We start from the raw sequence: 25,286 nt of genomic DNA on the forward strand, positions 1-25,286 counted from the left end.
ACAAGGCGGGAAAAAATGAACAGTGAGTTCGAAATGCCAGACGAGGAAACCCTGGAGCAGGCGCGCCAGCGTTTCAATGAACACTTCACCGATGCTGCAAGGCCTGGCCTGGCCAGTGTCGCTTTGCCGCGGATGTTCATTCCCGGTGCGCCACTTCTGGACAGGCTGGCCGAAGTGGGTGTCTACAGCGGCCTGCTGCAACCCGAGCCCCAGGGGCTCGTGGTCATGCTCCAGCGCTACCCGGACATGCGCGCCGATGATTTTCTCGAAGTGTTCTGGCATGGCCGAGGCAGCGATGCGAGTCCGTTGTTCACGGCTTATCTGGAAACCGAGCAGGTGGGCTGCGACATCCCCTTCTATCTGCCGAGCAATCAGGTGGTAGAGGGGATTGGCGACCTGTACTGTCGCATCACACGCAACGCAGGGCAGGAGCAGGTCGGTTGCACGACGGTACTTGAAGTACTGTGCAAGCCGACACTCCCTGGCGGTCCGGACCCGACACCTGATACCGCCTGGCATGGTGGCCTGGAGGCTCCGGTAGTGGATTCGCAGATAGTATCTGGAGAGTCGGCATGGGTGCTGATAAAGCCTTGGCTGTACATGCAGGCGGGCGGCTTGTTGCAACTGGCCTGGGGCAACCAGCTGGTGGAGTACCGCTTTGCCGATGACCAGGTCGGGCAACCCTTGCGGGTCGAGGTTCCCGCTGCCCATATCGCCAATGCCGGTGACAGCGGGCAGATACCGGTGCGTTATCGGATCATCGATGTAGTGGGCGATGTCTCGGAAAAGTGGTCGGCGGTCACCTGGGTATCGGTGCAACTGCAGCCAGGGTTGGGCGATGCGCCACGCGTAGAGGGCGCGATCGAGAAGCAACAGGTCGATTCTGCCGCCGCGACGATACGGATCATGGTGTGGGCTTCGTGCCTGCAGGTAGCCGTCGGCGACGAAATCGAACTCGTACTCGAAGGTTTCGATTTCGTCGCCCGGCCACTGAGTCTCGATGCCAACTCGTTTGGGCTCGACCTGCGTCGACGCATCGATGAGACAGGCAAAGGTTACCTGTTTGAAGTACCGGCAGGCTGGTTGGCGCAACTGGCCGGTGGATGGTTGACGCTGGCCTGCCGTTATTGGCGCGAAGGGCAGGTGGTGGCACGATCCGGTACGCGCTACCTGGAAGTCAGCGGTGCCTTGCCTGGGCTGCCCTTTGCCGACCCCAGCGCCGATTTCGAGGGCCGGCTCGACCCCGCGCAACCGAGCCAGGCGGTGGTCGTGCGCTACTTTGGTCTGGCTTATGGCGATCGGGTGAAGTTGTGCTGGCAGGGTTTCACTGCCAACGGTCAGCCCTATGTCTGGGAAGTGACTCGCCGGGTAAGCCGCGCGGATGCTGGTCGCGGCCAGTTGGTATTCCTGATTCCGCCGCAGCACCTCGAGGCATTGGACGGAGGTAGCCTGCAACTGCGCTACAGCGTCGAGTGCCCGGGGCCGGCGGCGCCTCGCCAGTCCCCACGGTTGTGGTTGCAGGTCGGTCAGATGCCGGTGGCACTGCCGGCGCCACAGGTCGTCGACATGGACGAGGACAACGATGTGCGTGTGGTCGCCGGGCAACCCGTGAAGGTGCGACTGGACTACCCGGACCGCCATGAGGATGACCAGGTAACGCTCATCCTGCTGGGCGTGAACGCGGCTGCCAGTATCCGCCTCTGTGGTCATGGGCAGGAGTGGTCGCTACCGGCCGAGGTTCTGGCGGCCGGCCTGGAGCATCTCAGCGAATTGCACTACCGCGTCACGCGCCAGTCCGACCAGCAGGTTCGCCAGTCGGCAACCGTGGCCTTCACCGCCACGGCTGGGGTGCCGTTGCAGCTAGGCGCGCCGCAGGTGATGGAGGCCAATGCCAAAGGCTGCCTCGACCCCTCGCAAATACCGCCGCAGGGCGCGACCGTGCTGTTCCAGGGCCAGGCAGCCGGCCTGCGCCCTGGCGATAGCGTGCGTCTGCATGTGACGGGAGCGGTGACGTTCGACAGCGAGCCGTTGATTCACGACCCGGATCAGCCACTGAGCTTCCTGTTTCCCGCACGCTTGGTCACGGCAAGCCTGAACGGGCAGTTGACCTTCACTTACAGCGTGACGCGTGCGGGCCGGGAGAGAGGACGTTCAGAAGCGGTGCAACATGCTGTGCGCTACCAACTGTGGATGGCCACTGACACGCTGAACCTCAACGGGTTGTCGGTGAAATATGGTTGGCCCGCCAAGGGCCTCGACTCGATCGGCAATACCGCCGTGCGTACTGCCAGCGGCGGTTCGGGGGCTTGCCGTTACGTTTCCAGCAAGCCCACTGTAGCTTCGGTGGATCCTAGAAGTGGCAAGGTCACGGGCAATGCCAATGGCAAGGCAACCATCACCGCGACTGACGACGCGGGTACTCAGGTCAGTTATCTGGTGAACGTCAGTAACGTGTGGAACCTCAACTTGCGCACCGATATGCGTAACCCGAAATGGAGCTGGCCCCAGGCTATCCAGTGGATGAACAGCCTGGGTGGAAGTCCGGTCACTGCCGCGTTCATCGCCGATATGCAGCGGGTCTACGGAGCACCGCTGCCATTGCCCAGGTACATATGGAACTGCGTCAAAGTGAGCAGTGATGCTGGCATGTTCTACCACCATGCCTATGCGTTCTCCGGTTATTTCTGCTCTGCCAACACGCCTAACACGAACATCTATGGTGGCATGTGCGTGACGCCACGCAATGGATGATGCCGAGCCCAGATACGGGACAGGAGAAGAAAGATGGATTCGACAAACCTGGGGCGTGTGTTGTCGTGGGTGATGCTTTGCGTGATCGCAATGCCTGGCGCACATGCCATGAGTGGTGTGGAAACCGCCATTGTCCTGAACCAGCGGGTGGCGGCAACGCCTGCGCGCTGCCTGGGCAATGAGCCCGAGGACGCCTGCAGCGGCGTGCTGATGCGGCCGATGATAGAAGCGCATCAGCGTGAGTTCTGGCGTCACGACTCCTTGGCCGACCGGCAGCAATACGAGCCTTTCCAGCTCTTGCGCCGCGATGGCAAGACCGTGGGCAACCCCGAGCGCAGCGGTTATGTCATGCACGCAGGGTTCGATGCAGCGGCTCAGGGCAAGCCTTACCAGGTCGTCGGTCGCGAAGGCAACGAGGTTCGCCTGGGGTACTGGGACGCCAGCCAGCCGAAGCAGTTGCCAGTGCAGGCGATCTACTACCAGCTGGGGCTTAGCGATGCGTTGCTGCGCGCTCAGCGCAGTCAGATGGCCTGGTTCCAGGCCACTGGACAGTGGCTCCCGGTATTGCGCTATGTGGCGGGAGATGCACCGTTCGGCTTCGATCAGCGTGAGCAGCTGTATAACGGTTATGAGGTGGCGAAGGCGATCAATGCGCGGTATGCCAGCAAGGACACTGTCTGCCCGGATGGACGAGCCCGATTCTACTGCAATGGCGTCTGGGTCCGCACGGTTGACAACGACCAGTACAAAGCCTGGAATCCGGTGCCAACCGACTTCACCCAGGAACAGGGAGTGTCTTTTGCCTACTTTGCCCATGACACCGCTGTGACCAAGACCTACAAGGCGCAGGGCTTCGTGTTGTTTGCCTCTGGCTACCCGGTTACGACCCCGATTTTGCCAATGTGCGTGTACCCCTTCGATGCAGGTACGCGACTCAACCGCAATGTCTGCAGTTTTCGTGGACGTTGTGGGGCACTCAAAGCTGAAAGCTGGATTGCCAGCTACCGCGGCAAGCCGTATCAGAGCTGTGCTTATGGGGTCGACCGGGACGAGTTTCAGTTGGGCGCCGAGACCCGATTCAAGGCGCGCGCCGCTGGAATTGGCGACATTTATGGCTGGAACGAACTGATGCTCAGGGCCTGGGCGCAGAACATCCCCGCGCAACTGCCACTTGAGGCGTTCATCCACAGTGATGCGGTTTACTCCGGTGCTAACGGGCTCGTGGGGGCCAGGGAGTTCCAGCGCCAGTTTGTCGCCGAGACCGGGCGCTATCTGCCGGTGTTGCGTTTACGCCCGGCGGCGCCGGGGGGGGCACTGGTGGTTTATCTGCCAGAGGAGCAGGAGGTGCAATGAAGTGCAGGGTGTTGCTACCTGACTGAGTGGCGTGTGCGGACCAGGGTTTGACTGGGAGTGTTGAACATGCGTTGGATGGAATTGAGTCACGGATCGCTGTGCCTGGCGGTGAAGGTTTGGCTGATCTGCTCGTTGTCGATATTGGATGCCAATGCCATGAACGGCGCGCAAACCGCCATCGCCCTCAACCAGCGGGTGGCGGCAACGCCTGCGCGCTGCCTGGGCAATGAACCCGAGGACGCCTGCAGCGGCGTGCTGATGCGGCCGATGATAGAAGCGCATCAGCGTGAGTTCTGGCGTCACGACTCCTTGGCCGACCGGCAGCAATACGAGCCTTTCCAGCTCTTGCGCCGCGATGGCAAGACCGTGGGCAACCCCGAGCGCAGCGGTTATGTCATGCACGCAGGGTTCGATGCAGCGGCTCAGGGCAAGCCTTACCAGGTCGTCGGTCGCGAAGGCAACGAGGTTCGCCTGGGGTACTGGGACGCCAGCCAGCCGAAGCAGTTGCCAGTGCAGGCGATCTACTACCAGCTGGGGCTTAGCGATGCGTTGCTGCGCGCTCAGCGCAGTCAGATGGCCTGGTTCCAGGCCACTGGACAGTGGCTCCCGGTATTGCGCTATGTAGCGGGAGATGCACCGTTCGGCTTCGATCAGCGTGAGCAGCTGTATAACGGTTATGAGGTGGCGAAGGCGATCAATGCGCGGTATGCCAGTCAGGACAGTGTCTGCCCGGATGGTCGCTCGCGCTTCTTCTGCAATGGAGTGCTGGTGCGTGGTACGGGAGTGGGTAGCTTCAAAGCGTGGAATCCCAGCCCAGCTTCGCAACGTAACAATAGTGTCTCGTTCAGCTATTTTTCGGTGGATGCGGGGTTGGATATCACGATCTGGCCGCAGGGATACATCGTATCGCCATTGGGGGGGCCGGTCACTCGACGCCTGATCATGAGCTGTATCTATCCATTCGATGGCGGTACCAGCAACCTCGGACAACCTTGTGTGGATCGGGGAATCTGTTCTGGGATTACCGACAAAACGGCATGGCTGAACAGATATCCCACTCCACCTCGCAACTCCTGCGCGTTTCGCCCTGATCCGGCAGAGTTTGATGTTGGCGTGAAAGCGCATCGATGGAGTCTCGAGGAGCACAGGCGTGTCAACGAAGACTATGACTGGAACGAGGTGATTGTGCAGGCGTGGCCCCAGGACAAGCCAGGGGAACTGCCACTTGAGGCGTTTTTCTACAGTCCGAAGGTTCGTTACCCTCCAGCGGAGCCGGGGCCTGCCAATGCTCGTCGCTTTCAACGTGAGTACGTGACGGAAACGCATCGGTACTTGCCAGTACTGCGCCTGGACCCCAAGGCGCCTGACGGGAAGCTGGTGACCTATCTGCCCTTGGATCAGGCGACTGAATAAGATCCACTCGGGTTGTGGCGCGACAGTGGGCGACTCGCTACCTGGCCCCGGGCAGCCCTTCAATACCTGCAAGGGCTGACCCCGACTATCTGAGGTGTGACGCTGGCATACGGGATTCAGCGCAGGGCTATGGCCGCCTGGTGCAACAGCCGGACGGTATTGTCCCAACCCAGACACCCGTCGGTAACCGACACCCCGTACTTCAGCGCGCCCTTGCCTAGCGCCTGACAGCCCTCGAACAGGTGGCCCTCGATCATCATGCCGACGATCGAACGGTCACCGGCCAGGCGTTGGCGCAGCACCTCCTCGAATACCGCAGGCTGACGCGCCGGGTCCTTGCCGCTGTTGGCATGGCTGCAGTCGACCATGATCCGTGCCGGCAGCCCGGCCTTGGCCAGCCCCTGGCGCGCCTGGGCGATGCTCTGCGCGTCGTAGTTTGGGCCTTGGTGCCCGCCGCGCAACACCAGGTGGGTGTCCGGGTTGCCCAGGGTCTCGATGATCGCCGGGTAGCCTTGCGCGTCCATACCGAAGTGCCGGTGTGGGTGCGCGGCGCTGCGCATGGCGTCGCAGGCGATGCCGATGCCGCCGTCGGTGCCGTTCTTGAAGCCCACGGGCAGCTCCAGGCCACTGACCATCTCGCGGTGGATCTGCGACTCGGTGGTGCGCGCGCCGATGGCGGCCCAGCCCAGCAGGTCGTCGAAGTAGCCAGCGGCCATCGGTTGTAGCAGTTCGGTGGCGACCGGCAGGCCGCGTTCGAGCATGCCCAGCAGCAGCCCGCGGGACAGGGCGATGCCGGCATGCATGTCGTCGCTGCCATCGAGGTGCGGGTCGTAGGCCAGGCCTTTCCAGCCCACGGTGGTACGCGGTTTTTCCACGTAGGCGCGCATCACCAGCAGCATTCGGTCGTCGACTTCGTGGCTGAGGGCGGCAAGGCGGTCGGCGTACTCCAGGGCCGAGCGCGGGTCGTGCAGCGAGCAGGGACCGACCACTACCAGCAGGCGCTCGTCGCGGCCTTCGAGAATGGCGCGGATCGCCTGGCGCTGGGCCTGGACTTGCTGGCTGAGTTCGCTGGACAGCGGCATCTGCTGTTTAAGCAGGTGCGGGCTGGGCAGGCGCTGGCTGACGGTGGTGTTGGCCGCTTGCGGCTGGGTCAGGGGCAGGGCGAGGTGGGTGGCTTGCATGGCGTGTATTTCCCTGGGCGGACGGCGGGTTCGGGCCCGCGCGGTCGGCCCTATCGAGGTGTTCGACAGATCGTCAAAAGGGGTGTTTGTGCGGCAATGCCACCGGAAATCGACCGAACGGAGGCGGCAGGCTGGCCCGAACGGAACTGGCTAAATCGCCAGGCGAAAGTGCGGTAATAGGTGGTGTAGTTCATGAATCTGTCCTCAAGCTGAATCGGTGTGTGAAGGCCCGGAAAAACAAAACCCCCGGTCGGGGAGCCGACCGGGGGTTTGAGTATTCTCATGTTCGGCGGCCCCTCGAAGGTGGGCGCCGGGTGGGAGTCGGCGCCTAGTGGCTAAACCAATACCCAAAATAAAACGAGGCAACGGCGTTACGACCGGCAACGGCCAGCACGCGGTGCGCGGCGCGACCGGTGGTGTTGGCGTGGTTGCAGGATTGTTTCGACATGTTGCTCTCCAGTGATTGAGGCCGAGCTTACTGCACCTGCATGTGGGCGTTCAATCATTAAATGCTATCGGGGTGATTGGGCCTTATGGGGAACCGCGTTGCCTGGTCCGCCAGCAGGGCTGGCTCCTACGGGGGCAGGGGTGCGCAGATAGCGTTGTAGGAGCCGGCCTTGCCGGCGAACACCGGCGCAGCCGGTGCCAGCGGATCCCCACTTCCGGTTGCTAGTAGTGGGGCAAGTTCCCCTGGGTCGCGACTGCTTAGCCATAACCATCTGAAAAATATCCATAAATTTCCTGGCACGGGCCTTGCTGCTGCTCTGCGCAGAATCCCTGCGTCCCGGAGGTGCCCCATGTCGACTCCCCGCAAAGGCCCGGCCTTGTCCTCATTGCTGCTGGCGCTGCTCGCCTGGCAGGCGAGCAGCGAGGCGGCCGTGCAGTGCCAGCGCACGCTGGTGGCCAACGTGGTGGCCCTGGACCAGCCACTGATGTTCAACCGCCTGGGCGCGCAGAACGCCAACGGCATGCTGTTCGCCCTGCGCCAGGATGTGGTGGACGAGCGCCAGGTGCCGTTGAGCAACGGCGGCGCCGCGGTGCCAGGCAAGGTCACCCTGCGTCCAGACAAGCGCCCGCGGCCGATCGTGCTGCGGGTGGCCGCCGGTGATTGCCTGACGGTCAACCTGACCAACCTGCTGGCCTACCAGGCCAACCCCAACAAGCACGGCATCGAGCCTGAGGAGCCAGAAGGCGAGGAGGGCGAGGAGGGCGAGTTGCCGGACGGCGAGGGGGGCGAGCACTTCATCGCCGACGAACAGGTCAGCGACCGCCATGTGGGCTTCCAGGTCAATGGCATGCAGGCGGTCAACAGCATCGCCGATATTGCCGCCAACACCGGGCGCAACGGCAACTTCCTGGTGGCCCCGGGCAGCAGCCGCAGCTACACCCTGTATGCCGAGCGTGAAGGCGCCTTCGCCGCTTCCAGTCGCGGCGCGCCGTTCGGCGGCGAGGGCAATGCCGGCAATGTCGCCAACGGCCTGTTCGGCCAGGTGGTGGTGGTGCCCAAGGCCGGGCGTACCTATCGCAACACCCTGACCGAGGAGGAAATGCGCCTGGCCACCACGGGCCGCACCGCCACCGGCCAGCCGGTGATCGACTACGCGGCGCGCTACCCGCAAAGCCAGCCGTGGATCGCCGAAGGCAAGGCCGGCAAGCCGATCATCGCCATGGTCGACGGCAACGAAATCATCAATAGCGAGACCGATGCCATCGTCATGGGCCCCAACCCCGACGGCAGCTTCCCCAAGAGCACCTACCCGCTGGAAAGCGTTGGCAAGCGCAACCCGGCGTTGCCCAACCGGCTCGAGGCGTTTCGCGACTTCGCCTCGCAGTTCGCCGACGAGGTGGCCGGCACCCAGGCCTTCCCCGGTTACTGGGCGGATCCGGTGATGGGCCATGTGCTGGAACCGACCCGCGACTCGTTCATGATCAACTACGGCTCCGGCGGCATGGGCGCCGAGGTGGTGGCCAACCGCCTGGGGGTGGGGCCGATGCATGACTGCCTGTCGTGCGCCTACGAGGAATTCTTCCTCAGCGCCCATACCGTCGGTGACATCGGCACCCTGGTGGATGTCCCGGCCAACGTCGGCCTCGAGCATATCCGCCCAGGCGAAGTACCGCCGGCCAGCGCCACCGGGGTGAAGGCGAGCATGGCCTTGTACCCGGCCGAGCCGGCCAACGTGCACCACAGCTACATCGGTGACTTCACCAAGTTTCGCAACACCCACAATGGCCACGAGCAGCACATTTTCCACCTGCACGGGCACCAGTGGCTGTTCAACCCCAACGACGATAACTCTGACTACATCGACGCCCAGGGCATCGGCCCGGGCGTGGGCTACACCTACGAAATCGCCAACGGTGGCTCGGGCAACCGCAACCGGGTGGCGGGCGACGCTATCTACCACTGCCATTTCTATCCGCACTTCGCCCAGGGCATGTGGGCCATGTGGCGGGTGCACGATGTGTTCGAGCCGGGCACTCGGTTGGCGGTCAGTGGCGAGGGAGAGAACGGTTTCCATACCACGCCATTCGCCCTGCGCAGTGGCAAGCCGGCACTGGGCGCACGGGCCTTGCCCGATGGCGAGATCGTCGCCGGCACGCCAATCCCGGCCATCGTGCCACTGCCAGGCAAGGCCATGGCGCCGATGCCGGGCAAGGTCACGGTGGTGCCCAAGCTCTCCGAGACCCTGCTCGCCGGGCATGACGATGAGGATGACGAGGAGGAGGGTGACGATCATCCGGACGAACCCGCCGCACCGCGCGCGGTCGGCTCCCTCGCGCTGGTCGATCGCGGCGAGAGCAACCGCAACGCCGATGGCAACCTGAAGAACCCCGGCTATCCGTTCTGGATCGGCGGCATGGAAAGCAGTGTCGGCCAACGCCCGCCGACTCCGCCGCTGGACATGCTCGACCCGGCCCTGGCCCGCCAGCTCAAGGACAGCGGCAAGGCGCTGTGGGCCAACCTTGACCCCAACCAGGTCGATGGCTGGGACGGCGGCCTTGGTCGCCATGTGCTGGACGGCGTGTCGGCCGGCGGCGAGGCGTTGACCACCACCACCAAGCTGGATTTTTCCAAGGTGGTGCACAAGGCCAAGCCGATCTACCTGCCCGAGGAGGGCACCGAGGTCGAGCAGGCGGCCATGCAGTTTCACGCCAAGGCCGAGCACCCAAGCTTCGCCCTGATCCCCGGCAGCCAGCCGGTGGCCAAGGCTTTTCGCACCAACGGCGCCTTGCCCACAGCCGGCGCGCCGTTCTATGAGCCGTGCATGGATGACCGTGGTAAACGCCTGACCCAGGCGTCCGGGGCGGGCGAGTTCTTCAGCGGCGAGAGCCTCATCGGCATGAGCTTTCGTGGTGCCTCCAGCTTCACCGCCGATCGGCCCCGCATCTACAAGGCGGCCAATATCCAGTTCGACGCGGTGTACAACAAGGTCGGCTACCACTTCCCGCAGGCGCGCATCCTGGCCCTGTGGGAGGACGCTTGGCCGGTGATCACCAAGCAGCGCCCACCAGAGCCGCTGGTGATGCGCATGAACACCTTCGACTGCACCCAATATGTGCACACCAACCTGATTCCGTCGTTCTACGAGATGGATGACTACCAGGTGCGTACCCCGACCGACGTGATCGGCCAGCATATCCACCTGCCCAAGTGGGACCTGACTGCCGCCGACGGTTCGGCCAACGGCTGGAACTACGAGGACGGCATCCTCTCGCCCGGCAGCGTGGTCGAGCGCGTGCATGCCATCCGCAGCTTCAACAATTGCAGCGAGGGCGATGCCCGCGATGGCACCGCTACCTGCCCGAAAGCCAAGCAGCACCCGTACTTCGGGCGTTTTGGCCGGGCCGACTGGCTCGGTGCGCGCACCGCCATGCAACGCTGGTTCGCCGACCCGTTGGTCAACGTGCATAACGTCGACCGCGGCCTGGGCACCATCTTCACCCACGACCACCTCGGCCCCTCGACCCACCAGCAACTGGGCCTGTACGCCACCGTGCTGGCCGAGCCCGCCGGATCCACCTGGTACCACGCCGAGACCGGCGAGCAACTGTACAACCCGGCCACCCGCCAGGACGGCGGCCCGACCTCGTGGCAGGCGGTGATCCAGACCGGCGACCACGATGGCGATGGCAAGAACGATAGCTACCGCGAGTTCTTCCTCGAATACAGCGACTTCCAGCACGCCTATGAAGCCGGCGTGTACGTTGGCGCCGGCCCCAACGGCGTGCCGGACGGCCAGGCCTACCCGGCCACCGCCGACAGTTTCCGTTACGCCATCAACCCGCCGGTGCGCGGCAAGGCCGCCAACCTGCTCGAGGCCATCGTCGAGGCGCGCGGCGGCATCAACCCCGGTTGCCCGACTCGGCCCTGCCCGCAGGCGATCTCGGTGGACGACCCCGGCATGTTCGTCGTCAACTACCGCAACGAGCCCCTGGCCTTGCGGGTGTTCGACCCGAACAAGGTCGGCCCCGACGGCAAGCGCGGCATGCAGGCCGACGGGCCTGGCGGCGACCTTGGTTATGCCCTGCAGACCCGCACCGACCGGGCCATCCCGGCGATGAACCTGGCGCCCTCGGCGATCACCCAGGCGGTCGGCCCCACGGGCGGCACCACCTTGTTCCCGCCGCATATCAACAAGGCCGGCAGCGAGCCGGGCGACCCGTTCACCCCGATGCTGCGCACCTATTCGGGTGATAACGTGCGCCTGCGCATGCACGCCGGCGGCCATGAAGAGGAACACAACGTCACCTTGCATGGGGTGAAGTGGCTGCAGAATGGCTCGGGCTTCGGCAACAGCTCCAACTCGGGGTGGAAGTCCTCGCAGATGATCGGCATTTCCGAGCAACTGGGCTTCATGGCGCCGGTGTCGATGATCTCAAGTTCCGCGGCCAGCAACGGCGACTACCTGTACTCGCTGGACGCGGCGCTCGAGGGCTACTGGAACGGTATCTGGGGCATCATGCGCAACTACACCGCGCAACGCGCCGACCTGTTCCCACTGCCCAACAACCCACAGCCGGTGGCCATGCGCAACACCGTGAACTTCGACGGCATCTGCCCGAAAACCACGGTCAACGCCAATGGCATCGGCACCCGGCCGACGGTCAAGCGCAGCTACGAAGTGGTCGCGGCGCTGGCCAATGACATCCTCGAGAACCGCAACAACCTGGCCATCAACGACCCCAATGGCGTCGGCCAGCACGTTGGCGGCGCGCTCAAGGCCAATGGCGGCACCCTGGTGTTCAACAGCCGGCGTACCAGCATCCCGCTGGTTAGCGGGATCGACCCCGAGGATGGCGAGACCTTCACCGTCGGTGGCCACAGCGCGCCGCTGCACGACCCGACGGCCATCCTCTATGTGCGCAAGGCCGACCTCGACCCAGGCACTGGCAAGCTCAAGCCCGGCGTGCCGGTGGAGCCGCTGATCCTGCGCGCCAATGCCGGCGACTGCATCAGCGTCACCCTGGAAAACCGCCTGCCATTGATGATGCCGGACCTGCCCAGCACCGCGGTGATGCACAACGTGGTCAAGCGCGATCGCTTCGACAGTGAGGGCGCCACGGCCTTCGCCAACAACCTGATGCGTCCGTCCAGCCAGGTGGGCTTGCACGCGCAACTGCTGGCCTACGACATCACCAAGTCCGATGGCGTCAACGTCGGCCTGAACCCGGTGCAGACCGTGGCGCCGCGCACCGGCAGCAGCGGCGCCTACCCGAGCAAGGTGTACCAGTACTATGCCGGGCACCTGGAGCGCGAAGGCAAGCCGACCCTGCAGCTGGGCCGCACGGTGGACAACATCAACACCACCGCCATCGAGTTCGGCGGCCTCAACCTGACCCCGGCGGACGTGATCAAGCAGCCGCAGAAGGGCCTGGTGGGCGCGATGAGCATCCTGCCGCAGGGCGCGACCTGGGCCGAGGATACCGCCAGCCGCGCCCAGGCCACGGTGAAAGTCAGCGGCCAGGCCGACTACCGCGACTTCGTCACGGTGTGGCAGCGCGCGCTGAACATGCGCTGGGCCGACGGCGCCCCGGTGGCGGGGATCAACACCGAGGGCAACGGCGCGGCAGGTGACCCGCAGGACAACGGCAACATGGCGGTGAACTACCGGACCGAGCCGTTGTGGCTGCGCTTCGGCATGGCCCCGGACTCGCCGTTCGGCCATGCCGACGGGCTGGGCTTTGCCGATATTCCCAATGCGCACATGGCCTATAGCAACGCCCTGGTTGGCGGTGACCCGCAGACCCCGGTGCTGTACGCCAAGCCCGGGCAGCCAGTGCGCAACCATATCGTCATGCCCAGTGGCGGGAGCCGCGGCATGACCTACCAGCTCGATGGGCATGTCTGGCCGTTGCACAACTTCCAGGCCGAGAAGAATGACGTCGAGGGCTATCCGATGGGGCTGCCGGGGATTGGCTCGGTGCGCTTTGGCTACAACCCGATGGCGATGTACATCGGCGCCCAGGAGAGCGTGCTGCCGGCGGCGCACTTCAGCTTCATGCTGCCCAGTGCCGGGGGCGCGAATGCGCTGCCGGGCGATTACCTGTACCGGGATTATGCGGCGTATGGCAGTACGTCGGGGTTGTGGGGGGTGTTGCGGGTGACCAATGAGGCGCCGCCGACGATGGCGTCGGGGCAGTAGGGGGCTACCCCGTGCTTGCGACACGTCGCCCCATGCTACCGGGGCCGGCACGCTGGCGATTTTCACCTGTACGGATGCGCCAATGACACAGGCATGCCAAGCAAGCTGCTTACTGCGCAGCAGTCGGTTTCGCGCTACTCGCCCGGCCAATGGCTGTGCCGCAAACGCCGCCGGCAGTGCCGGCAGGTGAGCCCGGCGCGCGGCCTGGGTCAGCTTGGGGTAGCCGACACACAGCATGACCACCCCAGAAGCGAACCACAGCGCCATGCACAGGCAGGCGACGCTGCCCAGCCAGCGCTGCCATAGGTATGGCTGGCGCTTGAGGCCTATTCAGTAGCGCCACTGCACAGCGACTTCCAGGCTGCGCGGCTCACCCAGGTAGTACTGGGTGTTGGTCTGGTGGATGAAGCGGGCGTAGACCTCGTCGGTGAGGTTGCGCAGCCGTGCGCTGAGCTGCACGTGCTGGTCCAGGTCGTGGGTCATCGACAGCCCGTAGACGGTATACGACGGCACCCAGGCGCTGTTGGCGGTGTTGGCGTACACCGACGACACATAGCGGGCGTCGGCGCCGACCTGCCAGCCCGGCGCCAGATCGTAGGTCAGCCACAGGTTGGCGACGCGCTCGGGGATGTTCACCGGGTGCTTGCCCTTGCGCGAGTGCACCACGGCGCCGATGGTCTCGTTGAATTCGTCGTATTCGGCGTCGACCCAGCTGAAGTTGCCCGCCGCCAGCAGCTTGGGCGTGACCTTGAACGAGGCCGCCAGCTCGATGCCGGTAGAGGTTTGCTGGCCTGCCTGCTCGGTGGCGTTGGGCACGGTCGAGGAGGGCACCGAGATGTTCTTGCGCACGATGCGATACGCCGCCGCCGTGGCCGAGCCGCGTCCGTCGAGGAAGTCGAACTTGCTGCCTACTTCCACCTGGCGCCCGCTGCTCAGGTCGAAATCGCCGACCTGGCCGAGCGAGGCGCCGGTCAGCGAGCCTCCCGGTGGCTCGGCCGAGGTGCTGTATTGGGTGTACAGGCTGACGTTGGAGGTCAGGTCGTAGACCAGGCCCAGGCGGCCGGTGAAAGCGTCCCAGCGCCGCGCCAGCTTGGCCCGGTTAACGTGGTCGACCACCTCGAAGTCGATATGGTCGTAGCGCAGCGCCGAGACCAGCGACAGCTGGTCGGTCAGGCGCGTGCGGTTCTCGACGAAGCCTGCGCTGGTGTCGGTGGTGGTGCTGCGGCCTTTGACGCGCGGCGCGTCCATGCCGGGGATGTCGAGGAAGTGGCCGGGCTGGAAGCCGTTCGGGTCGATGCGGTCGAAGGCGCCTTTGGACAGCGGGTAGAGGGTCTGCTGGTTGCGGTTGTAGTCGACGCCGAACGCCCAGTCGCTGGCCAGGCCGAACAGCTGGCCCTGGTGGGTCAGCTCGACGCGGTTGCCGTTGAGCGCTTGGTCGTGGCGCTGGCGATAGCCGCCGGAGCGGGCGATGCTGGTGTTACCGGCGTCGTAGCGGTACACCTCGAGGTTGCGGTAATCGCGCTGGCCGTTGTAGTGGTAGAAGGTGTTGCGTAGCTGGTTGCTGTCGTCGATGCGATAGTCGGTGATCGAGCGCAGCCAGCGGGTGCGCTGCTCGTAGCGGCCGTCCTCGACGTTGTAGTTGTCGAAGCGATTGTGCTTGTCGATGTGCAGGGTGCCGACCGCCGGTTGCAGCACCGGCGCGCCCCAGTATGGGCTGTCCTCTTGCTCTTCGAGGTACTCGATGGCCAGGGTATGCGAGAGCTGGTCGTTGATGTCGCTGAGCAGCGAGAAGGCCAGGTTGCCGGCGCCGTTCTCCTGGCGGTCGATATAGCCATTGGTGTGGGTGCGGCTGTAGTCCAGCCGCGCGTAGTGGCGGGGGCCGTCGCCGCGGTTGAGCGCCTTGTTGACGCCGACCGAGGTTTCCATCGTGTCGTAGCGAGCATAACTGACACGGCCTTCGAAGGTGTCCTCGTCGCGGTTGGCCAGCTTGGTGATCATGTTCAGGCTGCCGCCGACCGCGCCGCTGCCGTTGAGGAACGACGACGGTCCGCCGAGCAGTTCGACGCGGTCGTAGATCCATGCCCCGACTGGGCGCCCGGCGGCCCCGGACTGCAGGTTGATGCCGTTGAACAGCTGGCTGATCTGGGCGCCATTGAAGCCGCGGTACGCCACATAGCCGCCCCAGCCAGGTGGCGCCGAGGCGTTGACCCCGGGCAAGGCGTTGGCGGCGTCCTGGAAGTTGCGCGCGCCGATGCGCGCCAGGGTCTGGCGGTCGGCGACGCTGACCGAGGCGGGGTTCTCGCGGGCGCTGAGGTTCAGTCGCGAGCCGCTTTCGATGGGCCGGTCGAGGTCGAGGCGGGTAGCCTCCTGGTTCTGGTCGGTGGAGGCGGTGACGTTGCTGGCGGGCAGGGTCAAGGTGTCGTTTTGCGCCCAGGCGCAGGTTGCGCTGCCAACGAGCAGCGCCAAAGTGGTCATGCGAAACATGCAAGGCTTCCTGGCTGAAATCGATGAGCGCACGCCCGCTGCCGATCAGGCGGCACTCGGGCGTGGCGATGTCAGAACGCGAGAAGCGCGGCGGGGGAGGCGCGGGGATTGACCAGTGGCCAGCGCTGCTTGGGCAGGCGTGGCGCGGGTTGTCTGGGTAAGGGCTGGCTCGGCTCGAGGTTGAGCAAGGCCAGCAGGCCGAAGAACACGGCCAGCAGCGTGGCGTTGAACAGGCTGGCGATCACGCAGTCGCCGCTGGCCGGCAGCACCGGGTCGCTGAGGTCCTGGTCGCCTTTGAACACGCCGCTGCTGTCGGCCGCGCACCAGGCGGCGTCATCCAGCCCGGCAAGACGCAAGCCGGCCATCTGGCCATGGCCCATGGCGCACAGCAACGCGCCGAACAGGATGCTGAAATACAGCACCCAGGCGACTTGCGAGCGTGTGTGGCGGGCCAGCGTCATGGGTAAGGCTCGGGCAGTGGTCAGGCGAACTCGAGGGCGGAGTTTACAGGTTTTGCAGTGCCTGAAAAGCGCATTTGCATGGCCATGGCAATTCGTATGAGTGTCTTTAGCGGGGCAGGGACGGTTCGCCAAGCAGGACGCGCGGGCGGCGCTCGATCGGATAGGCGCCACACCAATTGCGATGGACACCTGCAGCCCCCCGCGACCCACAAACCGTGAATACCGCCCATCGGACCGAGTGCCCGCCGGCACTTGTATCGCTGCAAGGCTGTATGTATAACCAGCATTCATTCCCAGCCCTGCTTCCAGCCCCGTGATCGCCCATTCCGTCGACGACCCCTTGTACTACCTGCACAACTTCCGCCAGGTCCTGAGCTGGGTCGAGCAGCGCTATGCCGACCTGCTGAACCACGACGAGCTCGCCTTCATCCAGGCTTTCGCCGGCTTGCCGACTGCCGCCCAGGCCCTGCTGGTGCGCATGGTCATGCGCAAGGGCCAGTGGTTTCGCAGCGACAAGCTCGACTACAGCGAAATCGGCGACACCCAGGCCGCGCTGGCGCCCCTGCTGGCGTTGGGCTGGGTCGAGGCCGACGCGCCCATGACGCTCGAGCAGTTGTGGCCGCTGCTGCGCAAGGACGAGTTGGCACTGTGCTTTGCCGGGCAGTTGGCGCGGCCACGGGCGGGCAAGGCCGAGCTGCTGGCGCAATTGCAGGCGCTGGAGCTGCCCGCCAGGCCCCTGGCCGAATGGTACCCAGGCTTTGCGCCAGACCTGCTGCACTGGCGTCTGCAACCCTTGTGCGACCGCATGCGCCTGCTGTTCTTCGGCAACCTGTACCAGGACTGGTCGGACTTCGTGCTCACCGACCTGGGCGTATTCCGTTACGAACAGGTGCCGTTCAGCGACGATTCCCGGGCACTGCGCCAGCGTGCGGAGGTCGACCTGGCCATGGCCCTGCACCAGTGCGCCGAGCAGCTGCAGCAGGGCGTGGCGCCGGCCGAGGTGCTGGCGGCGTTGCCTGGGTTCGACAGTGGCAACCCTTGGCTGGCCCGGCGGCGGGCGCGCCTGTTGTTCAGCCTCGGCCAGCAGTGCGAACGCCTGGGCGATTGGGACCTGGCGCTGCAGGTCTACGCCGATTGCGCCCACCCGGAGGCGCGCATCCGCCAGGTGCGGGTGCACGAGCGCCGCGAGCAGTGGCCACAAGCCCACGCGTTGGCCACGCGCATGGCTTCGGCACCGGCCAATGCCCTGGAACAACAGGCCTTGGCGCGCCTGTTGCCACGCCTGCAGCGCAAGCTGGGCGGGCCGCCGCAGCCGCGCCGGCGCCAGGCCGCGGTCGCGCCGATCGAACTGGTGTTGCCGGCGGAACTCGCCGAGCTGGGCGTGGAGGAAGCCGTGCGGGTGCACCTGCAACAGGCCGGCGCTGTCGCCCATTATGTCGAGAACACGCTGTTCAACAGCCTGTTCGGCCTGTTGTGCTGGGAGGCGATCTTCGCCCCGGTGCCGGGGGCGTTTTTCCACCCCTTCCAGGCCGGCCCCCAGGACCTGCATGACGCCGATTTCCGGCAGCGCCGGGCGGCCTTGTTCGAGCGCTGCCTGGGCCGCCTGGACGATGGCAGCTACCGCGCGGCCATTCGCGACTGCTACGCGGCCAAGCAGGGCCTGCAGTCGCCGTTCGTGTTCTGGCAGATGCTCGATGCGGCGTTGCTCGAACAGGCCCTGGCCCATGTGCCGGCAGCGCACCTGAAGGCCTGCTTCGTGCGCCTGTTGCAGGATATCCGCGCCAACCGCGCCGGCATGCCAGACCTGATCCAGTTCTGGCCACAGGCGGGGCGCTACCGCATGGTCGAGGTCAAGGGCCCGGGGGACCGCCTGCAGGACAACCAGCTGCGCTGGCTCGAGTTCTGCCATGAACACGGCCTGCCGGTTGCGGTGTGCCATGTCCGCTGGGCGCCGCCGGCATGAGCTATACCGTTGCCGTGCGGGCCCTGTGCGAGTTCAGCGCCAAGGTTGGCGACCTGGACCTGCGGTTCACCCCGTCGCCCACCGCCGAGGAAGGCATGGCCGGGCATCGCCGGGTGGTGGCCCGGCGCGGGGCCGGGTATGAAGCCGAGGTGACGCTCGAGGGCGAGTACCAGGGCCTGCGCGTCCGTGGCCGGGCCGATGGCTACGACCCGGCGCGCAACCGCCTGGAAGAGATCAAGACCCACCGCGGCGACCTGGCTCGCCAGCCGGCCAACCATCGCCAGTTGCACTGGGCCCAGGCCAAGGTCTACGGTTGGCTGCTGTGCCAGGCGCGGCAACTGGCGGACATCGAGCTGGCCCTGGTGTACCTGGAGGTGGACAGCGATCGCCAGACCCTCATCAGCGAACGCCATGGCGCCGACGAACTGCGCCAGTTCTTCGAAAGCCAGTGCCAGTGCTTTCTGGCCTGGGCGCAAGCGCAGGCCCAGCGCCTGGCCGAGCGCGACCTGGGGCTACAGGCGCTGCGCTTTCCCTATCCTGCGTTCCGCCAGGGCCAGCGGCAGTTGGCCGAGACGCTGTACAAGGCGGTGAGCACTGGCCGTTGCCTGATGGCCCAGGCCAGCACCGGCATCGGCAAGACCCTCGGCACGTTGTTTCCGCTGCTCAAGGCGGTGGTACCGCAGCAACTGGACAAGCTGTACTTCCTGACCGCCAAGACGCCCGGCCGCGCCCTGGCGCTGGATGCCTTGCGGCAAATCACCCAGGCCTGCGCGCAACCGGCGCTGCGCAGCCTCGAACTGATCGCCCGCGACAAGGCCTGCGAATTTCCGGACAAGGCCTGCCATGGCGAGTCATGCCCATTGGCGCGGGGTTTCTACGACCGCTTGCCGGCCGCCCGCGCGGCGGCGGCGCAGGTGCCTTTGCTCGACCGTTCGACGCTGCGCGAGGTGGCCCTGGCGCATCAGGTCTGCCCGTATTACCTGGGCCAGGAGATGGCGCGCTGGGTCGACCTGCTGGTGGCCGACTACAACTATTATTTCGATGCCCACGCCTTGTTGTTCGGCCTGGCCCAGGTCAACCAGTGGCGCACCGCGGTGCTGGTGGACGAAGCGCACAACCTGGTGGAGCGCGGTCGGCAGATGTACAGCGCCAGCCTCGACCAGGGCCGGTTGCTGGCCCTGCGCCAGAGCAAGCCGGCCGGGTTGGGCAGCGCCCTGGACCGCCTGAATCGGCAGTGGAACGCGTTGTACAAGGCGCAGGTGGCGCCGTACCAGGCGGTCGAGCAATTGCCCGACGCCTTCCTTGGGGCATTGCAACAGTGCATCGGGCTGATCCAGGAGCGCATGAACCAGGCCCCGAGCGACGTCGAGCCCGCTGTGCTGGAGTTCTTCTACCAGGCGTTGCAGTTCAGCCGGGTCGCCGAACTGTTCGACCCGCACTTCCTGTTCGACATCACCCAGCGTAGCGGGCCGCGTGGCCGGCGCCTGGCCACGTTGTGCCTGCGCAACGTGGTGCCGGCGCGGCTGCTGGCGCCGCGGATGAGCGCGGCGCGCAGTGTCACCTTGTTCTCCGCCACCCTCAATCCGCAGCACTATTACCGCGACCTGCTGGGCATGCCGGCCGACACGGCCTGGCTGGAAGTCGCCGCGCCGTTTCGCGGCGAGCAGCTTCAGGTACGCATCGTCAGCGAGGTGTCGACCCGATACCAGCAGCGCCAGGCCTCGCTGGCGCCGATCGTCGCGTTGATCGCCGCCCAGTACCGCCGTCAGCCGGGCAACTACCTGGCGTTCTTCAGCAGTTTCGAATACCTGGAACAGGTGGCCGGGTTGCTGGCCGCGACCCACCCCGGCATCCCCCAGTGGCGCCAGGCACCGGGCATGGATGAAGCCAGTCGCGAGGCGTTCCTGGCGCGTTTCGTCGAGGACGGGCAGGGCGTTGGCTTCGCCGTGCTTGGTGGTGCGTTCGGCGAAGGGGTGGACCTGCCGGGCACGCGCCTGATCGGCGCCTTCGTCGCCACCCTGGGGCTGCCCCAGGTCAACCCGGTCAACGAGCAGTTCAAGCAGCGCCTGGGCCGGCAGTTTGGCGCGGGCTTCGACTACGCCTACCTGTACCCCGGGGTGCGCAAGGTGATCCAGGCGGCGGGCCGGGTCATCCGTGGCGATCAGGACCGTGGCGTGCTGCTGCTGATCGACGAGCGCTTCGCCGAGCCGCGGGTGCGGCAGATGTTCCCCAGCTGGTGGCACTGCGCCTGAACCTGCCCATCGCCTGGCGCTGAAACTCCCAGTACACTGCGCGTTCCAACCCCAACATCCGTTGAATCTAGAGGTTCTTGCATGACGCTCAGTCCTTTGGCAGGCAAACTGGCTCCGGCCAGCGTGCTGGTCGATATCCCCCGCCTGTTGACCGCTTACTACACCGGCCGCCCCGACGCCGCGGTAGCGGCCCAGCGCGTGGCCTTCGGCACCTCGGGCCACCGCGGCACCTCGCTGGAGCTGAGCTTCAACGAATACCACGTGCTGGCGATCACCCAGGCCATCTGCCTGTATCGCCAGGAGCAGGGCATCGACGGCCCCCTGTTCATCGGTGCCGACACCCACGCGCTGTCGGCGCCGGCCGCCGCCAGCGCCCTCGAGGTGCTGGCCGCCAACGGCGTGCAGGTGATGCTCAGCAAGGATGACGAATACACCCCGACCCCGGCGGTGTCCCACGCCATCCTCTGCTACAACCGTGGCCGCCAGCAGGGCCTGGCCGACGGTATCGTCATCACCCCGTCGCACAACCCGCCGCAAAGCGGTGGTTTCAAGTACAACCCGCCCAATGGCGGCCCTGCCGACAGCGACGTGACCAAGTGGGTCGAGGCCAAGGCCAACGAACTGCTGGCCGCCGGCCTGGCCGGGGTCAAGCGCATGGATTACCAGCAAGCCCTTGGCGCGGCGACCACCCAGCGCCATGACTACGTCAGCAGCTATGTCGCCGACCTGGAAAACGTCATCGACTTCGAGGTGATCCGCGGCGCCAACCTGCGCCTGGGTGTCGACCCGCTGGGCGGCGCCGGGGTGCGCTACTGGTCGGCCATCGCCGAGCGCTACCAGCTGAACCTGGAAGTGGTGAACACCGCGGTCGACCCGACGTTCCGCTTCATGACCGTCGACTGGGACGGGCAGATCCGCATGGACCCATCCTCGCCGTACGCCATGCAGGGCCTGATCGGCCTGCGCGAGCGTTTCGACGTCGCCTTCGCCTGCGACCCCGACCACGACCGGCACGGCATCGTCACCGCCGATGGCCTGCTGCAGCCGAACAACTACCTGGCCGTGGCCATCGACTACCTGTACCGCCACCGTCCGCAATGGCGCAGCGATGCGGCGGTGGGCAAGACCGTGGTCTCCAGCGGCCTGATCGACCGTGTTACCGCGGCGCTGGGCCGTGAGCTGTACGAAGTGCCGGTGGGCTTCAAGTTCTTCGCCCAGGGCCTGTTCGACGGTTCGCTGGGCTTTGGCGGCGAAGAGAGCGCCGGCGCCTCGTTCCTGCGCCGCGACGGCAGCGTCTGGGCCACCGACAAGGACGGCCTGATCCCGGCGTTGCTGGCGGCCGAGATGACCGCCCGCACCGGACGCACGCCGAGCCAGCGTTATGCCGAGCTCACCGCCGAGCTGGGCAAGCCCTACGCCACCCGCGTCGAGGCCAAGGCCGATGCACGGCAGAAGGCGTTGCTGAGCAAGCTGGCGCCGGAGCAGGTCAAGTCCACCGAGCTTGCCGGTGAGCCGATCGAGCAGATCCTCAGCCACGCGCCGGGCAACCACCAGGCCATCGGCGGGTTGAAGGTGATGACCGCCAACGGCTGGTTCGCCGCGCGGCCGTCGGGGACCGAGGACATCTACAAGATCTACGCCGAGAGCTTCATCGACGAGGCGCACCTCAAGCGCCTGGTGGCCGAAGCCCAGGTGCTGGTGGATGCGGCGATCGCCTGACCGGCCTCTGCCAGCGGTTTACCGGCCTGTAGGCTGCTCTGCGCAGGCGTTGGCTGCTAGTGGCGAACCCATGTACCGCGTCGCCTGGTTCGCCAGCAAGGCTGGCTCCTACAGGGCGCAGTAGGCTGCTCTCTGCGTAGGAGCCAGCCTTGCTGGCGAACCAGGCGACGCCGATGTTCAGCGCAAGTCGCTGCCGAGTAGGTTGTTCCATTTTTGGAACGATCCATGCCATTTTAGCTGTCTACCGCATGATTAGCCTCACCGGTAAGGTGACAGCCATCCACGAGAGGAGGCTTCTCATGAAAAAGATCCAAGGTATTTACCGCAGCCCCCACGCCCATTGGGTGGGTGACGGTTTCCCGGTACGCAGCCTGTTCACCTACGACAACCTGGCCCGCCATATCAGCCCGTTCCTGCTGCTGGACTATGCCGGCCCCCACGATTTTACGCCCACCAGCGCCCGTCGTGGCGTCGGCCAGCACCCGCACCGCGGCTTCGAGACCGTGACCATCGTCTACCAGGGCGAGCTGGAACACCGCGACTCCACCGGCGCCGGCGGGCTGATCGGCCCGGGCGACGTGCAATGGATGACCGCCGCCGGCGGCATCCTCCACGAGGAGTTCCATTCGCCGGCCTTCGCCAAGCGTGGCGGCACGCTGGAAATGGTCCAGCTGTGGGTCAACCTGCCAGCCAAGGACAAACACGCCGCCGCCGGCTACCAGACCCTGCTGGCCAAAGACATAGCGCTGGTGAACCTGGAAGGCGGGGCGGGCAGCCTGCGGGTGATCGCCGGGCGCTACCTGGATCACCAGGGCCCGGCCCGGACCTTCACCGACATGGACGTGTGGGACCTGCGGCTGAAGGCGGGTGCCTCGCTGCAACTGCCCGTTGCCGCCGGCCGCACTGCCGCGTTGGTGGTATTGCGCGGCAACCTGCGGGTCAATGACCAGCGCGAAGCCGGCCCGGCCAGCCTGGTGCTGTTGGAGCGTGACGGCGAGGACTTGCGCATCGAGGCGCTGGAGGATGTCAGCGTGCTGCTGCTCAGCGGCGAGCCGATCGATGAGCCGATCGTCGGCTACGGCCCGTTCGTGATGAACAGCCAGGCAGAAATTGCCGAGGCGTTCGACGACTTCCAGGCCGGACGCTTCGGCCAGATGGGCGGCGCCGAGCGTGGCGCCCGGCACTGACCACAGGTAGATTTCAATCGCCGGCAAGCCGGCGATTGTTTTTTTGGGTTACAGCTGCGCCGGCAGCACCGCGATATTGGTGCCGACCTGGCCACGCAAGTAGAGGGTGCTGCCGGCCCTGACGGCCTGGCACAGGTCGTTGTCCAGGGTCTGGTTGGGGTAGGTGGCCTTGGTGTTGAACATGCGGATGCGGGTATGGGTAGGCATCAGTGGGCTCCGAAGGTGCTGACGTTGCTGGTCGAGGAAGTCTGTTCGGCGTCGGCATGCTGTTCGCGGTCGCGGTAGGCCAGGTAGGTGCGGTGGGTGGCGTTGCTCAGTGGCTCGGATGACTTCGCCACCGTGGCCTTTGGCACCGAAGGCGGCCTGTTCGACCAGGCCGGTATCCCCACCGTGGTCTGCGGCCCGGGCAGCATGGCGCAAGGGCACAAGCCAGATGAGTTCGTCAGTGTCGAGCAGTTGCAGGGCTGTGACGCGATGCTGCGGCGCTTGGCCGAGTACCTCAGGCAGGCTTGAGGTCGCGGGGCGTCAGAACGTCGCCTTGACCTGCAAGCCGAACACCAAGGCATTGTCGATGTCCTGCGCGCCAAACGCCCCAGGCTCGACGATGTACTGCACGTCCGGACGCAGGTTCAGCCAGGACGTGGCCTGGTAGCCATAGCTGAGCTCGAGCAATTGCTCGGCGCTATCCAGGTTGGGCAAGCCTTGCCCGGCCTCGAGCGCCGCCGCTTGCAGCACATTGCGGCTGCGCGGGTTGGGTACCGCGCGCCCGTAGCCGAACGCCAGGGTATCGCGTGGACGAACTGCGAACGGCCGGTACAGCACCACACCGGCGCCGTACCAGCGGGTGAAGGGCGAGGCGGCCTGGCTCGATGCCGAGTACTGGCCAAAGGCATGCAGGCTGCGCCCAGGCGATGCCGGGCCGTGCCACAGCGCCTGGTCGACCAGCAGGTAGTGGCCGCTGCGGCCGGCGACGTGCTTGTCGCTGCCGATGCGCTGCACGTTGGAGCTGTCGTAGTAGTAGCCGAGCTTGTATTCGCCCGGCAGCGCGCCCTGGCGCTTGTACACCAGCTCCAGCGGCAGCACGGTGCCGGTGGTGTGCTTGGGCCCCAGGTGCCAGGCGCGGCTGGCATTGCCGTTGCTCGCGGGGTCAACGTTGAACGCCGCCAGCCGTAGCTGCCAGGCCGGCGCCAGGTCGTACTTGAGGCGCGCGCCGAGGTGGGCGTTGGGATAGTTGCTCCAGCCGCTGCCGCCGGACATGTTCAGCGGATGGCCGCAGAACCCGGCGTTCATGAAGTTGCACAGGATACCGCTGTCCAGGCCACCGAGGTCGTTGCCCATGGCCATGTAGCCGAGCTTGAGGTTCAGCGCCGGGGTGAGGTTGCGCGCGTAGCTGAGCTCGGTCAGGCGGGTATACAGGCCGCCGTAGTTTTCCTGGATCGGCAGACGGTTGCCGACCAGGTCTTCGGAGGCGCTGTTGCCGCGGCGGTCGTTGACGCTCAACTGGACTTGGCCGGCATCGTCCAGGCCGTACAGCTTCGCCAGGTCGAACTGCACGCCGAGCTTGATGTTCTGCGCATAGCGGGCCGAGCGGTGCAGGCCGCCGCGGGCGTTGTAGGCGGTCTCGCCGCTGTAGTCGCCGGTGAAGGTGACGCCGTCGGCTTGCAGCCGCTGGCGCAGGCCGCCCCAGTCGCCGGTGAGGGTAGTGGCGTCGGCCAGGGCGGTGGTGCTGCTCAGGGTCAGGAGCAGGGCGGGGGTGATGCGAGGTACGAAGCGCATTGCGAAATTCTCGGAACTGCTGAAGGCCATGGCGCGCCAAGCGCGCTCCTGCAGGGCCTCGTGCAAGGCCTGCGGGAGCGTGCTTGGCGCGTGCGGGAG

13 protein-coding genes and 3 pseudogenes are annotated in these 25,286 nt (G+C 65.8%); 9 read left to right on the plus strand and 7 right to left on the minus strand.

The window, feature by feature from the left end:
* The first annotated feature begins 15 nt into the window (after positions 1 to 15).
* The 3 genes from NJG22_RS09140 to NJG22_RS09150 all read left to right on the plus strand — a co-directional run bounded on the left by NJG22_RS09140 (position 16) and on the right by NJG22_RS09150 (position 5,517).
* Positions 16 to 2,751: an Ig-like domain-containing protein gene (locus tag NJG22_RS09140; protein ID WP_253093895.1), complete on the plus strand. Its 2,736-nt coding sequence runs from the start codon at positions 16 to 18 to the stop codon at positions 2,749 to 2,751.
* A gap of 33 nt (positions 2,752 to 2,784) precedes the next feature.
* Positions 2,785 to 4,104 carry a hypothetical protein gene (locus tag NJG22_RS09145; protein WP_253093896.1) on the plus strand — a complete coding sequence of 440 codons (1,320 nt, stop codon included), beginning with the start codon at positions 2,785 to 2,787 and terminating at the stop codon, positions 4,102 to 4,104.
* Between the two features lie 66 nt (positions 4,105 to 4,170).
* Positions 4,171 to 5,517 (plus strand): hypothetical protein, encoded by a 1,347-nt coding sequence (locus NJG22_RS09150; RefSeq protein ID WP_253093897.1) that lies wholly within the window; start codon positions 4,171 to 4,173, stop codon positions 5,515 to 5,517.
* Between the two features lie 116 nt (positions 5,518 to 5,633).
* Here the strand turns inward: NJG22_RS09150 and NJG22_RS09155 are convergent, their stop codons facing one another.
* The gene (locus NJG22_RS09155; protein WP_253093898.1) at positions 5,634 to 6,698 is read right to left on the minus strand and encodes a 3-deoxy-7-phosphoheptulonate synthase; all 1,065 of its coding nucleotides are present in this window, start codon (positions 6,696 to 6,698) and stop codon (positions 5,634 to 5,636) included.
* A gap of 797 nt (positions 6,699 to 7,495) precedes the next feature.
* On the opposite strand from NJG22_RS09155, the gene mnxG reads away from it, so the two are divergent.
* Positions 7,496 to 13,345: a manganese-oxidizing multicopper oxidase MnxG gene (gene mnxG / locus NJG22_RS09160; protein ID WP_253093900.1), complete on the plus strand. Its 5,850-nt coding sequence runs from the start codon at positions 7,496 to 7,498 to the stop codon at positions 13,343 to 13,345.
* Positions 13,346 to 13,519: 174 nt separating this feature from the next.
* Here the strand turns inward: mnxG and NJG22_RS09165 are convergent.
* From NJG22_RS09165 to NJG22_RS09175, 3 genes and pseudogenes are all read right to left on the minus strand, one after another.
* A pseudogene (locus NJG22_RS09165) lies at positions 13,520 to 13,675 on the minus strand (PepSY domain-containing protein); the annotation flags it as partial.
* Positions 13,676 to 15,829, minus strand: coding sequence for a TonB-dependent receptor (locus tag NJG22_RS09170; RefSeq protein WP_253093902.1), 2,154 nt, complete (start codon positions 15,827 to 15,829; stop codon positions 13,676 to 13,678). It lies immediately after the preceding pseudogene.
* Positions 15,830 to 15,900: 71 nt separating this feature from the next.
* Positions 15,901 to 16,290: a DUF2946 family protein gene (locus tag NJG22_RS09175; RefSeq protein ID WP_253093904.1), complete on the minus strand. Its 390-nt coding sequence runs from the start codon at positions 16,288 to 16,290 to the stop codon at positions 15,901 to 15,903.
* A gap of 313 nt (positions 16,291 to 16,603) precedes the next feature.
* Between NJG22_RS09175 and NJG22_RS09180 the strand changes: the two genes are divergently transcribed.
* The 4 genes from NJG22_RS09180 to NJG22_RS09195 all read left to right on the plus strand — a co-directional run bounded on the left by NJG22_RS09180 (position 16,604) and on the right by NJG22_RS09195 (position 23,411).
* Positions 16,604 to 18,253: a VRR-NUC domain-containing protein gene (locus NJG22_RS09180; protein ID WP_253093905.1), complete on the plus strand. Its 1,650-nt coding sequence runs from the start codon at positions 16,604 to 16,606 to the stop codon at positions 18,251 to 18,253.
* Complete coding sequence (locus NJG22_RS09185; protein WP_253093908.1) at positions 18,250 to 20,505, plus strand: ATP-dependent DNA helicase; 2,256 nt, start codon at positions 18,250 to 18,252, stop codon at positions 20,503 to 20,505. Before NJG22_RS09180 ends, NJG22_RS09185 begins: the two co-directional genes overlap by 4 nt.
* Positions 20,506 to 20,586: 81 nt before the next feature.
* Complete coding sequence (gene pgm / locus NJG22_RS09190) at positions 20,587 to 22,224, plus strand: phosphoglucomutase (alpha-D-glucose-1,6-bisphosphate-dependent) (protein ID WP_253093910.1); 1,638 nt, start codon at positions 20,587 to 20,589, stop codon at positions 22,222 to 22,224.
* Positions 22,225 to 22,523: 299 nt separating this feature from the next.
* Positions 22,524 to 23,411, plus strand: a complete 888-nt coding sequence (locus NJG22_RS09195; protein ID WP_253093911.1) for a pirin family protein — start codon at positions 22,524 to 22,526, stop codon at positions 23,409 to 23,411.
* 75 nt (positions 23,412 to 23,486) lie between these two features.
* On the opposite strand, the pseudogene NJG22_RS09200 reads toward NJG22_RS09195, so the two are convergent.
* Together NJG22_RS09200 and NJG22_RS24560 are read right to left on the minus strand one after the other, a co-directional pair.
* A pseudogene (locus NJG22_RS09200) lies at positions 23,487 to 23,618 on the minus strand (RidA family protein); the annotation flags it as partial.
* Positions 23,618 to 23,749, minus strand: a complete 132-nt coding sequence (locus NJG22_RS24560; RefSeq protein WP_290444624.1) for a hypothetical protein — start codon at positions 23,747 to 23,749, stop codon at positions 23,618 to 23,620. The pseudogene NJG22_RS09200 and the gene NJG22_RS24560, both read right to left, overlap by 1 nt.
* Here NJG22_RS24560 and NJG22_RS09205 point away from each other — a divergent pair.
* Positions 23,721 to 23,924 (plus strand): annotated as a pseudogene (locus NJG22_RS09205) (M20/M25/M40 family metallo-hydrolase); the annotation flags it as partial. The gene NJG22_RS24560 and the pseudogene NJG22_RS09205 sit on opposite strands and share 29 nt — an antisense overlap.
* Positions 23,925 to 23,936: 12 nt before the next feature.
* On the opposite strand, the gene NJG22_RS09210 reads toward NJG22_RS09205, so the two are convergent.
* Positions 23,937 to 25,187 carry a carbohydrate porin gene (locus NJG22_RS09210; protein WP_253093913.1) on the minus strand — a complete coding sequence of 417 codons (1,251 nt, stop codon included), beginning with the start codon at positions 25,185 to 25,187 and terminating at the stop codon, positions 23,937 to 23,939.
* Between the last annotated feature and the right edge of the window lie 99 nt (positions 25,188 to 25,286).

This window comes from Pseudomonas sp. VA159-2 (assembly GCF_024126635.1).
In the GTDB taxonomy this organism is placed as follows: Bacteria; Pseudomonadota; Gammaproteobacteria; order Pseudomonadales; family Pseudomonadaceae; genus Aquipseudomonas; species Aquipseudomonas muyukensis.

Bases quoted from the DNA above. Each gene is read 5' to 3' on its own strand.
- NJG22_RS09140 (WP_253093895.1), top strand. From the start codon at position 16: ATGAACAGTGAGTTCGAAATGCCAGACGAGGAAACCCTGGAGCAGGCG.
- NJG22_RS09145 (WP_253093896.1), top strand. From the start codon at position 2,785: ATGGATTCGACAAACCTGGGGCGTGTGTTGTCGTGGGTGATGCTTTGC.
- NJG22_RS09150 (WP_253093897.1), top strand. From the start codon at position 4,171: ATGCGTTGGATGGAATTGAGTCACGGATCGCTGTGCCTGGCGGTGAAG.
- NJG22_RS09155 (WP_253093898.1), bottom strand. From the start codon at position 6,698: ATGCAAGCCACCCACCTCGCCCTGCCCCTGACCCAGCCGCAAGCGGCC.
- mnxG (WP_253093900.1), top strand. From the start codon at position 7,496: ATGTCGACTCCCCGCAAAGGCCCGGCCTTGTCCTCATTGCTGCTGGCG.
- NJG22_RS09170 (WP_253093902.1), bottom strand. From the start codon at position 15,829: ATGTTTCGCATGACCACTTTGGCGCTGCTCGTTGGCAGCGCAACCTGC.
- NJG22_RS09175 (WP_253093904.1), bottom strand. From the start codon at position 16,290: ATGACGCTGGCCCGCCACACACGCTCGCAAGTCGCCTGGGTGCTGTAT.
- NJG22_RS09185 (WP_253093908.1), top strand. From the start codon at position 18,250: ATGAGCTATACCGTTGCCGTGCGGGCCCTGTGCGAGTTCAGCGCCAAG.
- pgm (WP_253093910.1), top strand. From the start codon at position 20,587: ATGACGCTCAGTCCTTTGGCAGGCAAACTGGCTCCGGCCAGCGTGCTG.
- NJG22_RS09195 (WP_253093911.1), top strand. From the start codon at position 22,524: ATGAAAAAGATCCAAGGTATTTACCGCAGCCCCCACGCCCATTGGGTG.
- NJG22_RS09210 (WP_253093913.1), bottom strand. From the start codon at position 25,187: ATGCGCTTCGTACCTCGCATCACCCCCGCCCTGCTCCTGACCCTGAGC.